The sequence below is a fragment of the Paenibacillus sp. HW567 genome (assembly GCF_000374185.1).
In the GTDB taxonomy this organism is placed as follows: domain Bacteria; phylum Bacillota; class Bacilli; order Paenibacillales; family Paenibacillaceae; genus Paenibacillus_AQ.
Map to the genome: position 1 here is coordinate 488865 of NZ_KB910518.1, position 13885 is coordinate 502749.

Below are 13885 nucleotides of genomic sequence, written 5' to 3' on the forward strand. Positions count from 1 at the left end.
TAATCCTGTTATTTTCCATTATAGTATTACTGGCTGTGCAGATACAAAAAATTTCCGTATTATCCTTTTACGTTAATCGGGCCGGGCTTATGCTTGTTTTGCTCGGGCAATACCAATTATAATTTGTATGGTTATAGGGCTGCACACGAGAGGATGAGAGGTTTGGCTTCACCGATTCCCAAGAATACTAGATTCCGATTTCTGAAGCTGGCTCCGCCCCAGATTCTGGTCCTCGGCTTTGCCGCCGTCATTCTGACCGGAACCCTGCTGCTGATGCTTCCCGTATCTAGTGCATCGGGGCATTCGCTAAAATTTATTGATGCACTGTTCACGGCAACCTCAGCGACCTGTGTGACCGGGCTTGTTGTGGTGGACACAGGGACGTATTTCAGCACGTTCGGACAAGTTGTTATTCTTCTGCTTATTCAAGTCGGCGGCCTTGGTTTTATGACGATGGCTACCTTATTCGCACTGGTATTCAAACGCAAAATTTCGCTGCGTGACCGGCTGATCCTTCAGGAAGCGATGAATCAAGGCTCTATGGAAGGCATAGTGCGCCTAATCCGTAAGGTTCTGATCTACTCACTCGTTATCGAAGCGGCTGCGGCTGCGGTGCTTGCGATCCGCTGGGCATTTGATATGCCTTTTGGCCGTGCGCTCTACTTCGGGATATTCCATGCGGTATCCATGTTCAACAATGCAGGATTTGATATCTTTGGCGGGTACCGGAGTCTGACCGGATATGTCAGTGATCCTGTGGTAAACATTGTGGTTATGTTCCTCATCGTTTCCGGCGGCATCGGGTTCATTGTGATGTCGGATCTCATGGAATACCGCCGCTCGCGCAGGCTGTCGCTGCACAGCAAGGTGGTTCTGTCGATGACCGCTGCGCTTATTGTGCTCGGAACCGTGGTCATTTTTATTTTTGAATTCAGCAATTCCCGTACGCTGAGTCCGCTCAGCTTTGGCGGGAAAGTGTTGGCTGCTTTCTTTCAATCGGTCACTCCCCGTACTGCCGGGGCGAATACACTGGATATTGCCGGGCTTCGTCAGGCCTCGCAATTTTTTATAGTCATACTGATGTTTATCGGTGCTTCTCCCGGGTCTACCGGCGGGGGAATCAAGACAACCACCTTCACCCTGATGGTCGGTGCGGTGATTTCGATGCTGCGCGGCCGCGAGGACATTGTGCTGTTCCGCTATCGGCTGGCGCAGGAGCGCGTGTTCAAGGCACTGACGATTGCTGTGCTGGCGCTGCTGCTGGTGGTTTCTGTGTCGATGGTTCTGTCCACGACAGAAGAGCGCCCATTTCTGATGATTCTCTTTGAGACCACCTCCGCTTTTGCCACTGTGGGCTTAAGCATGGGGCTGACGCCGGAGCTGACCCCTGTCGGCAAAATCCTGATCTGTCTGACGATGTTCGCAGGCAGGCTTGGGCTGCTGACGCTGGCGTATGCGATTGGTCCGAAGAAGGGCAAGCCATTGTACCGGTTCCCCGAAGGCAAAATGATCATAGGATAAGGAGAAGCAGATATTATGAAGGATCAGCAATTTGTCGTAATCGGTCTCGGCCGCTTCGGGTCAAGCCTTGCGCTTGAACTGATGGCTATGGGCTATGAGGTGCTTGGCATTGACCATATTGAGGAGCGGGTAGATGAGATGAGCAGCCAGCTTACGCATGCAGTGATGGCGGATGCCACGGATGAGGGCATTATGCGTTCACTGGGTGTGCGCAATTTCGATTGCGGCATTGTGGCGATCGGCGATAACATGGAGCGAAGCATTCTGGCGGCCATTCTCCTGAAGGAGCTGGGGGTCAAGCAGGTGGTGGCCAAGGCGATTTCAATTCTTCACGGGCGGGCGCTCTCCAAGCTGGGCGTGGACCGGGTGATTTTCCCCGAGCGGGATATGGGCATTCGTGTAGCCCATCAGTTGACCACACCCAACCTGCTGGATTACATCGAGCTATCCAAGGATTACATGGTGGTTGAGCTGACCGTGCCCGCCTGCATGGACGGCAAAAGCCTCTCCGAGCTGAACACGCGGGCCAAATACGGCTGCAGCATTATAGCCCTGAACCGTGAAGAGGGAATTATTGTTGCTCCAACGGCGCATGATTATGTGCGTCAAGGAGACATTATGGTGGTCATCGGCTCGAATGAGAGCATTGTGGAGTTTGAGAGTAAGGCGCTGAATGTGGAGTAGGTGCTACTAGGCCCATCGGCGTAAAAATAGACGGATTCAAAAATGCCCGGATGATTACATACTATGATTGATCTGAAAAGGGGATGTGCTTAGCACGTTGTCTACGGCTCCTGTACAGGGCCGCTACTCCCGTCCCGGCAGGAACACTTCCTCTGTCACCTGCACCAGGCAGCGTGCCGCTGTGCTGAGCCCGCCGCTGCTCTGATAGATCAGGCAGGTGGTCCGCTGGGTCTGCTCCAGCTCCTTGATATGCAGCGAAACCAGCCCCCCGCCGTTCAGCAGCTCGGGACGCAGGTAGGACTTGGGCAGCAGCGCCGCGGCCTTGATGGTCGGCAGCAGCCGGACGATGGCCTCGAAGGAGTCGATCTCCATCCGCACATCGGGATCAACGCCGCTGCGCTGGAACAGCTCGTCGGTCATGCGGCGGTACCAGGTACCTTTGGAGAAGAGGATCATCGGCAGTCGGGAGAGATCGCTCATAGTCAGCTTCGCGGCCAGGGTTAGCGGATGCTGCTCGGAGACAACCAGCCGGAGCTGATCCTCGAACAGCGGAATACAGCGCAGGCCCGGCTCCTGGGTGGCAGAGGCGATGATGCCGACATCGGATTTGCCTTCGCTGACCGAGGAGACAATCTCATGCGTCTTCCCGGTGATCAGCTTCAGCTCGGCAGCCGGATACTTTTCCATGTAAGCGTTAACGAGCGGCGGCAGGGTTGTCTGGAGTGTGGTAAGGCTGGCCCCCAGGGTGACAAGCTGAGGCTCGCCTTCCTTGAATTTGGACAGAGCTTCCAGAAATCTGGAACGCTGCTGCCGCTGCTCCAGCGCATAGGTGTAGGTCAGGCGTCCGGCCTCTGTCAGCTCCAGCCGCTTGCCGAAACGGTTGAACAGGGGAACGTCAAGCCGTTCCTCCAGCTTGGAGATTTTGCGGGAGAGGGCGGGCTGGGAGAGATTGAGCTGGCGCGAGGCCCGGTTCAGGCTGGAGTGCTCCACAACGGCGGCAAAAATGTCCAAATCGTCAAACATAGGACAGTCTCCTTTGATATAATCTATGGTTACAGCATTCCCATTTCGAGCAGGTCATAATGAAAGTGATAAATGGCATAGCGGTGAAGATGATATACCCTTTGTTAATAAGGGGATTCAGCACAGTATATATAATTAGTGCCTTATAAATGAGAATGATTATCACATTAAAAATATTCTTATGCGTTTATTGTATAACGATTAATAATTAGATTGCAATTCCCTTATAAGAGAAAAAAGAGTAACATGAAAAGTGACACAAGATATTCACATATTGTGAATATTAGAGCAAAGTCCGGGCAAACAATGAATAGCGGCAGAAATTGACCTTTAACGGTCTGCAGGAGCTTCCGCTCTTCGGTTTCAGCAGTACTCCCGGCGGTGACGCTTATTAATGAAAACGCTGTTTTAATCGGAAAGGGGACACTTTGCATGAGAGGATTTTATTCCAGAAAGATTCATTCCTTGCTCGGCGTTATCCCGCTCGGGTTCTTCTTCCTGGAGCATATGCTGACGAATTTCTCGGCAGTGGAGGGTGGCGCTTCCGGCTTCAATGACAGTGTGCTGTGGCTGAACAGCCTGCCGCTTGTCTTCTTCCTGGAATTGTTCGGCATATGGCTACCGCTGCTGTATCACGGGGTCTATGGGCTATACATCGCCTATCAGTCTAAGCCAAACCTGAACCGCTTCAATCTGGAAAGAAACTGGCGTTATACGCTGCAGCGGATCAGCGGAGTCATCACCTTTGTCTTCATCATCTGGCATCTGTACGAAACCCGGTTCCAGGTGGCGGTCGGCAATGTGGAGCACGAAGAGCTGGGCGGTGTTATGCATAACATCGTGACGCAGCCGCTTTTGCTGACAGTATATATTATCGGTATTCTGGCGGCCTGCTTCCACTTCTCGAACGGTCTCTGGTCGTTCCTGATCAGTTGGGGCATTACCGTGGGCCCGCGCTCGCAAAGAGTGTCCTCTGTGCTCTGTCTGGGCCTGTTCGTTATTGTCAGCTTCATGTTCCTGCTCTCGCTGGTGACCTTTCGCGACAATGAATTCCAGGCTGCGGCTGCGGCTGTGCAGTCCTTGCGGAACTTCGTCTAATAATTTGAGAAAGCGTGTCCAATTTCGGGTTAATCTATATTAAAAAGTCTAGGAGGGAACAATCATGGCAGCAGCCGATATCATTATCGTGGGCGGGGGGCTGGCCGGCCTGATGGCTACCATTAAGGCGGCGGAATCCGGCGCGCATGTGCATTTATTCTCCCTTGTTCCTGTCAAAAGATCGCATTCGGTCTGCGCGCAAGGCGGCATTAACGGCGCGGTCAACACCAAAGGCGAGGGCGACTCGCCCTGGGAGCATTTCGACGACACGGTATACGGGGGCGACTTCCTCGCCAACCAGCCTCCGGTCAAGGCGATGTGCGAAGCTGCGCCGGGGATTATCCATCTGATGGACCGGATGGGCGTGATGTTCAACCGCACTCCGGAGGGGCTGCTTGATTTCCGCCGGTTCGGCGGGACGAAGCGGCACCGGACGGCTTTTGCCGGGGCGACAACCGGTCAGCAGCTTCTGTATGCGCTCGATGAGCAAGTGCGCCGCTGGGAGTCGGAAGGGCTGGTTACCAAAAGCGAGAACTGGGAATTCCTCTCGGTGATCCTTGACGACGAGCGAGTATGCCGCGGCATCAGCGCCCAGAATCTCAAGACGATGGAGATTCAGACCTTCCCGGCGGATGCAGTGATTCTGGCGAGCGGCGGTCCGGGGATTATTTTCGGCAAAACAACGAACTCGGTCATTAACACCGGAACGGCTGCGAGCGCCGTATACCAGCAGGGTGTACATTATGCCAACGGCGAATTTATTCAGATTCATCCGACTGCCATTCCCGGCGACGATAAGCTGCGGCTGATGTCGGAATCGGCGCGCGGCGAAGGCGGGCGCATCTGGACCTACAAGGACGGCAAGCCGTGGTACTTCCTGGAGGAGAAATATCCTTCTTACGGAAACCTGGTGCCGCGCGATATTGCTACCCGGGAGATTTTTAGCGTATGTGTGGATCAGGGGCTGGGCATCAATGGCGAGAACATGGTGTACCTGGATCTGTCCCACAAGGACCCGAAGGAGCTGGACGTCAAGCTGGGCGGCATCATTGAAATCTATGAGAAGTTCATGGGCGATGATCCCCGCAAAATTCCGATGAAAATCTTCCCGGCTGTGCATTACTCTATGGGCGGCATGTGGGTCGATTATAACCAAATGACCAATATTCCCGGGCTGTTCGCAGCAGGGGAGTGTGAATACCAATATCACGGCGCGAACCGGCTCGGCGCGAACTCGCTGGTATCGGCGATCTACGGCGGCATGGTCTCGGGACCGAAGGCTGTTGAATATATTAAAGGGCTGAAGAAATCGGTTCAGGACATTTCCTCCGCCGTGTTCGACAGCTTCCACAAGACTCAGACGGATAAATATGAATCTTTGCTGGCTATGTCCGGTACGGAGAACGCCTATGCCATCCATAAGGAGCTGGGCGAGTGGATGACCGCCAATATGACGGTGGTGCGCGACAACGGCAAGCTTACAGCCACCATCGGCAAAATCAAAGAGCTTAAGGAGCGTTACCGCAGCATCAACATGAACGATACCTCGCGCTGGAACAATCAGGGCGTGGCCTTTACCCGCCAGCTTTGGAACATGCTGGAGCTGTCCGAGGCGATGACTCTTGGCGCGCTGCTGCGCAACGAGAGCCGGGGCGCGCACTATAAGCCGGAATTCCCGCACCGCAATGACGAGGAATTCCTGAAAACTACCAAGGCGAGCTGGACACCGGAAGGCCCGCAAATCTCCTACGAAGCGGTGGATGTATCGCTGATTCCTCCACGGGTACGGGATTACTCGAAGGATTGATTGCAAATTGGGGCTAGTGGATGAGGTAGTAGGCGGAGTGACTGTATTTTGTACATTAGAATTCGCCTGAGCGGCTACTATTTGGCTGTCTAATGTATTCTGTGCAATAGAATAGCGAGACAGGTCCCAAAAACGGACTAAATCCAGAAATCTATTGTATTGGATGCAGCAGAATATGAATTCCAGCGAAATTCTCCCGATTTGATTGTATGAAATGCAATAGAATCCATCTGAGGATAATAGCTGCCGAAATTCGATAGCAGACAGGGCAAGGCTTGAAGCTGGGCTTATTACGAAGCACCGTAGGCAGCCGCGCTTGAGAAGGCTAAATGCTGCTAAAGCGATTTTTGTTCGAAGCTATTACACGAAGCATATGCCTACAAATTTACCCAGATGCTTCCGAAGCGGGTTTGGTACGAAGGGATTCAGGAAGCGTTGCTCACAAAACTTATAGGAGGTAACTGATATGGCGGAAACTGCTGCAGCCCGCAAAAACGTAAAGTTTATCATTACCCGCCAGGACGAGCCGGAAACGGCCCCTTATACAGAGGAGTTCGAGCTTGCGTACCGCCCGGGGATGAATGTGATCAGCGCTTTGATGGAAATTCAGCGCAACCCGGTCAACGCCAAGGGCGACAGCACGGTTCCGGTCTGCTGGGAATCCAACTGTCTGGAGGAAGTGTGCGGCGCCTGCTCGATGGTGATCAACGGGAAGCCGCGCCAGGCCTGTGCGGCGCTGATTGATAATCTGGAGCAGCCGGTGCGCATTGAGCCGATGAAGACGTTCCCAGTGGTGCGTGATCTGGTGATTGACCGCAGCCGGATGTTCAATGCCCTTAAGCGTGTCAAAGCGTGGATTCCGATTGACGGCACCTATGATCTAGGTCCGGGGCCACGGATGGCAGAGAAAAAACGCCAATGGGCGTATGAGCTGTCCAAATGCATGACCTGTGGCGTTTGCCTGGAGGCCTGTCCGAATGTCAACGAGAAGACCGATTTCATTGGTCCGGCGGCGATCTCACAGGTGCGTCTGTTCAACGCCCACCCTACGGGCGAAATGAACGCCGATGAGCGGCTGGAGGCCTTGATGGAAGACGGGGGCATCGACGGCTGCGGCAACTCGCAGAACTGCGTGCGCGCCTGTCCGAAAGGCATTCCGCTCACTACCTCCATCGCCGAGATTAACAAGCAGACCACTAAGCATATGTTCAAGCGCTGGCTTGGCGTGTAGCCGGCCGCCTTAAACGCTCATCATACCGAAGGGAGTGTCTCCAAAGCCGAATGGCTGAGGGACACTTTCTTTTTTTTGGCGCAGCCGTTTATACTTGCAGGCCGCCTGAACTCCAACCTATAAAGGTGGTTATGATATAATCTCCATAGTCGATGCAATATTCAGACAGGGGATAGCCAAGGAGGAATGACATTGATTTGTCGTGAACAGGACGGGGATTTGGTAATGGTCAAGCAGCATGAGCACGGGCTGTTAGCCGGCCGATTCGCTGACCATTTTAAGCAGGATGGGCATGGGTCGGGGGAAGGACGCCGGACGGGGCTGCTCTGGGCGATTAGCAACCATGACCGGGGCTGGATTGATCTCGACGAGACGCCTTTCTGGAACGATGCGGCGAATTCGCCGTACAGCTTTATTGATTTTCCGCTGGTGCCGAAGCTTACGTTCTACAAACGCGGATTGGACGAGATTGAAGCGAAAACTCCGTACGGTGCGCTGCTGTGCAGCTTGCATTTTGAACGGCTGATCAAGATATCGGGAGAGGCGTGTGCGGAGCTGACTGCCTATCTGAAGGCTGAAGAGGAACGCCGGGCCCGCATACTTCGCCAATTGGAGGCAAGTGAGCCGCTCGCTGAAGGCGAGCTGCATAGTGATGCCAGACTGCTGCAATTCTGCGATGATCTCTCGCTGTATCTTGCGTTAAGTGAGCCGGGAACCCCAAAATCGGAAGACCATCCCTGGTTTCGTCAAGGATTCTCGGGAAGCGGGGATTTCAGCTTCACCTCCGGGCGTGTGATTACGGCGGAATGGCAGGATAAATCTAACTTGCTGCTCGATCCCTTTCCGTTCACCCGGAATGTCGAAATCGCATTCAAGCAACGCCGGTTCCCAAAAGCCGAAGCAAAGCGCAAAGGCATCGTCCGCGCATACCGCGAGACCCCAGAGGAAGAATGCCGGATCACCTTGTCCAGCCGGCCGGAATAAGCAGTCTACATAAGCGCGATCTAAGAATAAAGTGTTATAATAAGCAATCTATATTTGCCAGCGGTCTCAACTCAAGAAATCTGTGAACAACAGCGGCCGGAAGTCCAAACATTCCCCGCAGTTATGACCAAAGCCGATTCAGTACAACTAATATTCAGCTTATATCACTAAGCGAGGAAGGAGAATCTCCCTATGACTAAAAAATCCTCCGGGGCTTCTCCCGAACCCGCGTTAGCTAGGGCAGAGATCGGCGGCGGACCCAGCGTTCCGCCCGCGACGAACAGCGGCGGCCGCAAGCTCACCCGCCGCCAATTCCTGACCCGGGGAGCCGCTGCCGTATTTAGTGCAGGTCTGCTTACGAGCGGTTACGCCTGGAAGGGAGAGCCGAACTGGCTTGATATTACCCGGATGGAGCTTGCGTTGAAGGACCTGCCCTCTGCATTTGCCGGCAGCCGGTTGGTCCACTTCAGCGATGTGCATCTCGGCTTCAATAAGGATGCCAAGGATCTGGCGCGGCTGGTGGCCCATATTAAGGAGGCCAAGCCGGACATCATTTGCTTCACCGGAGACATTGTAGACAGCTTCGCCGAGGATCTGGAGGATTCCGTGACCATATTAGCGGAGCTGAGTGCGCCGCTGGGCAAATATGCGATACTCGGCAACCATGATTACAAGAACACGGAGCTGCTTACCCGCCTGCTTACCTCCGCCGGCTTCCGTGTGCTGCGCAATCAGTCTTATTTGATCAAGCAGGGCGGCGCAACCCTTGCGGTAGCCGGACTTGACGACCTGCTGCACGGGAAACCTGATCCGCAGGCAGCACTCCAAGGCGTCCCTGAGGGTACATTCACGCTGCTAATGATGCATGAGCCGGATTATGCCGACATCGCGGAAGCCTATCCCTTCCATCTTCAGTTGTCGGGACACAGCCACGGCGGACAAATCCGTCTGCCCTTTGTAGGTGCGGCGTACACTCCATACGGTTCGGATAAATACATAAGCGGCTTGTACTACACAGAGAAAAAAGCGATGCCGGTGTACGTCAACAGAGGATTCGGCGAGACGTTTATGCCTTTCCGCTTCTTATGCAGACCGGAGCTTACGATTATCACCCTGCGCCGGGCATAACAAACGGGGATAATCTACACTGGCAGAACAGCTAGCGATAACGTTATAGTTCCCATAACAGGCTGCAAGTGAAAAGGAGAAGCGTATGCGCACATACGATACGGTATTAAGCATGATGCGGCAAGGAGCGGCGGTTGAGCTGAGGACGATGCATCCCGGGGAGTCCATGGCGCTGAAAGCGCTGCTCGCTCATCCGGAAGTGCAGCCGCATATACTGCTTCGTCAGGGAACCGGATCACCGCATGGCTATTTGGATAAAATGGTGCCCCGGATGCTGTACGCCTCCGATCCTTGCGCATTGCATACGGGGATTTATCTTAGAGATCAGCATGAACTGATCGGGACTGCCTCGCTGCAGAACTGGAACCGCCATGAGGGCAAAGCTGTGCTTGGATATTTGCTGAATCCGTTATGGTGGGGGCGGGGGCTGGCAACGGAAGCTGTGGGACTGCTGCTGGATTACGGACTTCTGGAGCTGGGCCTTAGGAAGGTTGAAGGCCGCTGCCGCGGCGACAATCTTAGGTCCGAGCGCGTCATGCTGAAGAACGGGCTGACCCTGGAGCGCATCCAGCCGATGCCGGGCAGCTCGGGCGGTGTAATGAAAGTATTCACATTGTTACACAAATGAAATAATGCCGTTATGAAACTCTAACAGTGTCCGGTTAAACTAAGTACATGACCCCCTTTTGAAAATATAACTGCTGTTGGGACCCGATGCTTCGGGTCCATTTTTTTTGTTTCCACGGGGATATCTCAAGTACCTGACTGTGTTGTGCTCCCGGGCAAGAAGATCAGGCACTGTGCGAGACTGGCGGTTTCCCTGGTGATTGGGATATGATGGTTGTAATGCAGGACAATACATAGCCGCAAGACGCGAGGAGGTCATCACCCTTTGAATGAAGTGGTCAGAACATTAACCAATCACCGTTCCTACCGGCAATATCTGGAGCAGATCGTTGAGCCGGAGAAGCTGCGGACGATAATCGAAGCCGCCCAGGCGGCGCCGTCATGGGTTAACGGACAGCAGGTGTCCATCATTGCCGTGCGGAGTGAAGAACGCAGACAGCAGCTTTCAGTCCTCTGCGGAAATCAGAAGCATGTGGCTGCCGCACCTGTGTTTTTGGTATTTTGCATGGATTTTTACCGGGCCAAAGCCGCAAGTGAATTAGAAGATCAGCTCTTCGAGGCGGCGAAGGATGTGGATGCGCTGCTGGTTGGCGCTACAGATGTGGGAATCGCCTTATCGAATGCCATCGCTGCCGCAGAGTCGCTGGGGCTGGGCGTTATCCCAATAGGAGGAGTGCGCCGCAATACGGCAAAGGTCATCGAGCTTCTGCAATTGCCGGAATATGTCTTCCCGGTTGTGGGTCTGTGCGTCGGATATCCTGCAGAGGAGCTGCCGAAGAAGCCGAGGCTTCCGGTGCAGGCGGTTCTTCATGAGGAGCGGTACAATCCCGAGGTGGAGGGCTTGATTAAAGAATATAATGAGGCCTTTCGCGAATATCTGAAGGCTCAAGGCCTGACAGAAAGAGATTGGAGCAGCACGATTGCCCACTTCTATTCGGTTAACCCGCAATATGGAGATGCGCAGATTACATTGAAGCAGCAGGGCTTCACTTGCGATAATCTGCTGAAATAACAACAAGCACCGCAGTGTTTCACGGGAATATTCCCAGGAAACAAAAACCTCAATCCACAGTCCTTAAACTGAAGATTGAGGTTTTTTGCAATGTCATACTATAGCTTTACTGTTTTTTTCTCTTTTTGCTTGAAGTACACCCACTGCGTGAAGCCGATTTCCTTAAGCCTGGCTACTACGGCCTCGTGCTGATCGGCGACCCGTGAAGTAAGATGGGCATCGGAGCCGAAGGTAACCTCTACACCGTAATGCAGCGCCCGCTCCAAAATATCATCTGAAGGATACCAGCCGCCGCTCAGCTTGGTGCTGCCGGAGGTGTTAATCTCGATGGCTACGCCGCAGTCGCTGATGACGCGCAGACACTCATCAATTTCCGCCGGGGCGGAAATTTCCGAGAACTGCGGGTAATTGCCCTTCATGGCGTCAATGTGGCCGAGAATCTGGAACATGCCGCTGCGGGCGGATTCAGTGATCAGCCGGTAGTATTCGACTTTGCTGGCGAGCTTCTCTTGGGGGCCAAGCCCCCTCCAGCGGTTTTTATTGAAGATGCTGGCACCACCCACGTTATGCACTGAGCCGATGATGTAGTCAAAAGGGTAGGCCGACAATGTTTTACGGTACAGCTCCGCATGCTCGGGGAAGTAGTCGGATTCAATGCCGAGCAGAACGTCAATTTTACCGGCGTATTCTTTTTGCAGGGACAGCACTTCATCGACGTAGCGGGCAAGCTCGGATTTGGCCATGGCAATATGGGGAAATGCCTGCTCGGACGGACTCCCGAAGTAAGGCGTATGATCGGAGATGCCGATCACATCCAGGCCGGAGGTTATGCCGGCTTCAATATAATCCCTGATTGTTCCGTCAGCATGGCCGCAGCGGAAATGATGGGTATGCAGGTCAAATTTCATGGGTAGAACATCTCCTTAGGCCAATTTTTCGCAATGCTCCCGGGGTATCCCCAAAGCATTCATGTTACTCGGAGCCGATGAATTGGGTCTCGGGCATGCCCTTGAGATCGCTCAGAAACTGCCGCATGGCCGAGTTGACGTATTTGCCTGACTTGGTGATGACGCCTACCGGATGGGTGACCTCAAGCTCAATAATCGGGACGATTCGAAGCGTACCGCTTCTCACTTCGGAGGCCACCGACTGCTTGGAGATCACCGCCGCGCCGAGATCCAGCTCCACCATCCGCTTGACCTCCTCACTGCTGGTCAGCTCCATAATCACCTGCGGGTGAATGCCATGCTTGGCGAATACCTCATCGGCGAATCTGCGGCCGACGGTATCCGGCGAGAGCAGGATGAGCGGGATGGTGGCGAGCGCTTCGATTCCTGCGGCTTTGACCTGCGCGAGGGGATGGCGGGGCGAAACCACCAGCTCGAAGGTGTCATAATACAGCACGGAGGTCGTCATGCCCGGGCTGCGCCCGATTAAGTAGCCGATGCCGACATCGACCAGACCGTTTTCGACATGCTGGTAAATCTGGGATGAGGACATCGAGGAAATCGAAGTTTTGATATGCGGGAACTGGTTCTGGAAATATGAAAGGACACGCGGCAAAATCTGAATTGCAATGGAGGTGGTCGTACCAAGTATAATATGCCCCTGCGGATTCTCATCGAGATCCGCAAGACGCTGCTTAAGCTCATCGACGATACCCACAATTTGCTCTGCATGCGTCAGAAATACCTTGCCTCTGTCCGTCAGTGTGACTGGCTGGTTCCGGTCAACGAGCTGGGTTTTGAACTCTTCCTCAAGGCTTTTGATCTGTGCCGACACTGCCGGCTGGGTTAGATTGAGCAGTTCGCCCGCCTTGCGAAAGCTCATGGTTTTGGAGATTGTAATCAGCGTCTCAAGCTGGCTGATGTTCATGGACGTACCCCCTTTTGGCCTGCTGAATGCCGCCGCCATTTATGTCTGATCACCAAGGTTGTATGTGTGTCTCTGGTTCCGCAATGTATCTGGAATGGGCATCGGAGGTAGGGCGAACCTTGTGGGCTGACAGCTTTATTTTCCCGCCGGGACGATATTGTCTTTGGTTATGCACGGTGGAGCCGTTTCTGCTTGATATATCTTACGCCGGATGTTGGCATTTGATTAGATTATAGGAGATAACACCCGGCAGGGCAACGTTGTGCCAAAACTATCTTGAGAATTCCTGCGAATTCCTTCGAAGAGACCATTAATTTTTGGTGAATAATACCGATATATGAAGTATAATAAATCATCATTGCTTGGGACTTTTGGTATATGACTAAAGCCTGGTAGAGGAGGGACAGCACTTTTATGAAAGCAGAAGTAATCAATCCATTCTTAGAGTCTGCACGCATTGTAATTGAGCAGGTGGTACAAGTCTCGCCATCCACCGGTAATCTCGGGGTAAAGGATATTGAGCTGATTGATAATCATATATGGATTCAAGTGGGGATGACAGGTCAATTGAGCGGAGATATTATTTTTGGAATTGCCGAGCAGGTAGCGCTGAAGATTGTGTCGGCTATGATGGGCGGCTATGCCATTACGGAGATGGACGAGATGGGCCAGAGCGCGATTTCGGAGCTGGGCAATATGATCAGCGGCAACGCGAGCACCATACTCTCCAATCAGGGAGTAACCGTGGATATCACCCCGCCGAAGCTGATGAAGACGGAAACCATGTCGGTATTGCCGCGCAAGGCGCTGAGTATTCCGCTTTTAATGGATGGAATCGGAGAGCTTGATATACAGGTAATGATCTCTTAGTCGATAATCGGGAGCTGATATTTAT

At 53.4% G+C, this 13885-nt stretch carries 13 protein-coding genes; 10 read left to right on the plus strand and 3 right to left on the minus strand.

Features of this window, described 5'->3' with window-relative positions; genetic code table 11:
* The first annotated feature begins 153 nt into the window (after nucleotides 1–153).
* Nucleotides 154–1521, plus strand: coding sequence for a TrkH family potassium uptake protein (locus B212_RS0102410; protein ID WP_051128152.1), 1368 nt, complete (start codon nucleotides 154–156; stop codon nucleotides 1519–1521).
* 15 nt (nucleotides 1522–1536) lie between these two features.
* Nucleotides 1537–2205 carry a potassium channel family protein gene (locus tag B212_RS0102415; RefSeq protein WP_019908718.1) on the plus strand — a complete coding sequence of 223 codons (669 nt, stop codon included), beginning with the start codon at nucleotides 1537–1539 and terminating at the stop codon, nucleotides 2203–2205.
* A 123-nt stretch (nucleotides 2206–2328) separates the two neighbouring features.
* Here the strand turns inward: B212_RS0102415 and B212_RS0102420 are convergent, their stop codons facing one another.
* On the minus strand, nucleotides 2329–3228 hold the full coding sequence (locus tag B212_RS0102420; RefSeq protein ID WP_019908719.1) for a LysR family transcriptional regulator: 900 nt from the start codon (nucleotides 3226–3228) through the stop codon (nucleotides 2329–2331).
* 432 nt (nucleotides 3229–3660) lie between these two features.
* Between B212_RS0102420 and B212_RS0102430 the strand changes: the two genes are divergently transcribed.
* From B212_RS0102430 to B212_RS0102460, 7 genes are all read left to right on the plus strand, one after another.
* Nucleotides 3661–4326 carry a succinate dehydrogenase cytochrome b558 subunit gene (locus tag B212_RS0102430; protein ID WP_019908723.1) on the plus strand — a complete coding sequence of 222 codons (666 nt, stop codon included), beginning with the start codon at nucleotides 3661–3663 and terminating at the stop codon, nucleotides 4324–4326.
* Between the two features lie 64 nt (nucleotides 4327–4390).
* A complete protein-coding gene (gene sdhA, locus B212_RS0102435) occupies nucleotides 4391–6133 on the plus strand; it encodes a succinate dehydrogenase flavoprotein subunit (protein ID WP_019908726.1) in 1743 nt (580 codons plus the stop codon).
* Between the two features lie 466 nt (nucleotides 6134–6599).
* A complete protein-coding gene (sdhB, locus tag B212_RS0102440; RefSeq protein ID WP_019908727.1) occupies nucleotides 6600–7364 on the plus strand; it encodes a succinate dehydrogenase iron-sulfur subunit in 765 nt (254 codons plus the stop codon).
* A 192-nt stretch (nucleotides 7365–7556) separates the two neighbouring features.
* Entirely contained in the window at nucleotides 7557–8348 is a 792-nt protein-coding gene (locus B212_RS0102445; protein WP_019908729.1) for a DUF3891 family protein, read from the plus strand.
* A gap of 192 nt (nucleotides 8349–8540) precedes the next feature.
* Entirely contained in the window at nucleotides 8541–9476 is a 936-nt protein-coding gene (locus B212_RS0102450) for a metallophosphoesterase (protein ID WP_019908731.1), read from the plus strand.
* A gap of 85 nt (nucleotides 9477–9561) precedes the next feature.
* The gene (locus B212_RS32930) at nucleotides 9562–10104 is read left to right on the plus strand and encodes a GNAT family N-acetyltransferase (protein WP_019908732.1); all 543 of its coding nucleotides are present in this window, start codon (nucleotides 9562–9564) and stop codon (nucleotides 10102–10104) included.
* 273 nt (nucleotides 10105–10377) lie between these two features.
* A complete protein-coding gene (locus B212_RS0102460; RefSeq protein ID WP_232231526.1) occupies nucleotides 10378–11115 on the plus strand; it encodes an NADPH-dependent oxidoreductase in 738 nt (245 codons plus the stop codon).
* Nucleotides 11116–11213: 98 nt separating this feature from the next.
* On the opposite strand, the gene B212_RS0102465 is transcribed toward B212_RS0102460, so the two are convergent.
* Nucleotides 11214–12023, minus strand: a complete 810-nt coding sequence (locus tag B212_RS0102465; protein ID WP_019908735.1) for a histidinol-phosphatase — start codon at nucleotides 12021–12023, stop codon at nucleotides 11214–11216.
* 64 nt (nucleotides 12024–12087) lie between these two features.
* The gene (locus B212_RS0102470) at nucleotides 12088–12990 is read right to left on the minus strand and encodes a LysR family transcriptional regulator (RefSeq protein ID WP_019908736.1); all 903 of its coding nucleotides are present in this window, start codon (nucleotides 12988–12990) and stop codon (nucleotides 12088–12090) included.
* Nucleotides 12991–13404: 414 nt separating this feature from the next.
* Here B212_RS0102470 and B212_RS0102475 point away from each other — a divergent pair, with 414 nt between their 5' ends.
* A complete protein-coding gene (locus B212_RS0102475) occupies nucleotides 13405–13860 on the plus strand; it encodes a chemotaxis protein CheX (RefSeq protein ID WP_019908737.1) in 456 nt (151 codons plus the stop codon).
* Nucleotides 13861–13885 lie beyond the last annotated feature (25 nt).

What these genes read in the sequence shown, in the direction of transcription:
- sdhA (WP_019908726.1), top strand. Translation starts at nt 4,391, where the DNA reads ATGGCAGCAGCCGATATCATTATCGTGGGCGGGGGGCTGGCCGGCCTG.
- B212_RS0102430 (WP_019908723.1), top strand. Translation starts at nt 3,661, where the DNA reads ATGAGAGGATTTTATTCCAGAAAGATTCATTCCTTGCTCGGCGTTATC.
- B212_RS0102450 (WP_019908731.1), top strand. Translation starts at nt 8,541, where the DNA reads ATGACTAAAAAATCCTCCGGGGCTTCTCCCGAACCCGCGTTAGCTAGG.
- B212_RS32930 (WP_019908732.1), top strand. Translation starts at nt 9,562, where the DNA reads ATGCGCACATACGATACGGTATTAAGCATGATGCGGCAAGGAGCGGCG.
- B212_RS0102420 (WP_019908719.1), bottom strand. Translation starts at nt 3,228, where the DNA reads ATGTTTGACGATTTGGACATTTTTGCCGCCGTTGTGGAGCACTCCAGC.
- B212_RS0102415 (WP_019908718.1), top strand. Translation starts at nt 1,537, where the DNA reads ATGAAGGATCAGCAATTTGTCGTAATCGGTCTCGGCCGCTTCGGGTCA.
- B212_RS0102410 (WP_051128152.1), top strand. Translation starts at nt 154, where the DNA reads ATGAGAGGTTTGGCTTCACCGATTCCCAAGAATACTAGATTCCGATTT.
- sdhB (WP_019908727.1), top strand. Translation starts at nt 6,600, where the DNA reads ATGGCGGAAACTGCTGCAGCCCGCAAAAACGTAAAGTTTATCATTACC.
- B212_RS0102475 (WP_019908737.1), top strand. Translation starts at nt 13,405, where the DNA reads ATGAAAGCAGAAGTAATCAATCCATTCTTAGAGTCTGCACGCATTGTA.
- B212_RS0102465 (WP_019908735.1), bottom strand. Translation starts at nt 12,023, where the DNA reads ATGAAATTTGACCTGCATACCCATCATTTCCGCTGCGGCCATGCTGAC.
- B212_RS0102470 (WP_019908736.1), bottom strand. Translation starts at nt 12,990, where the DNA reads ATGAACATCAGCCAGCTTGAGACGCTGATTACAATCTCCAAAACCATG.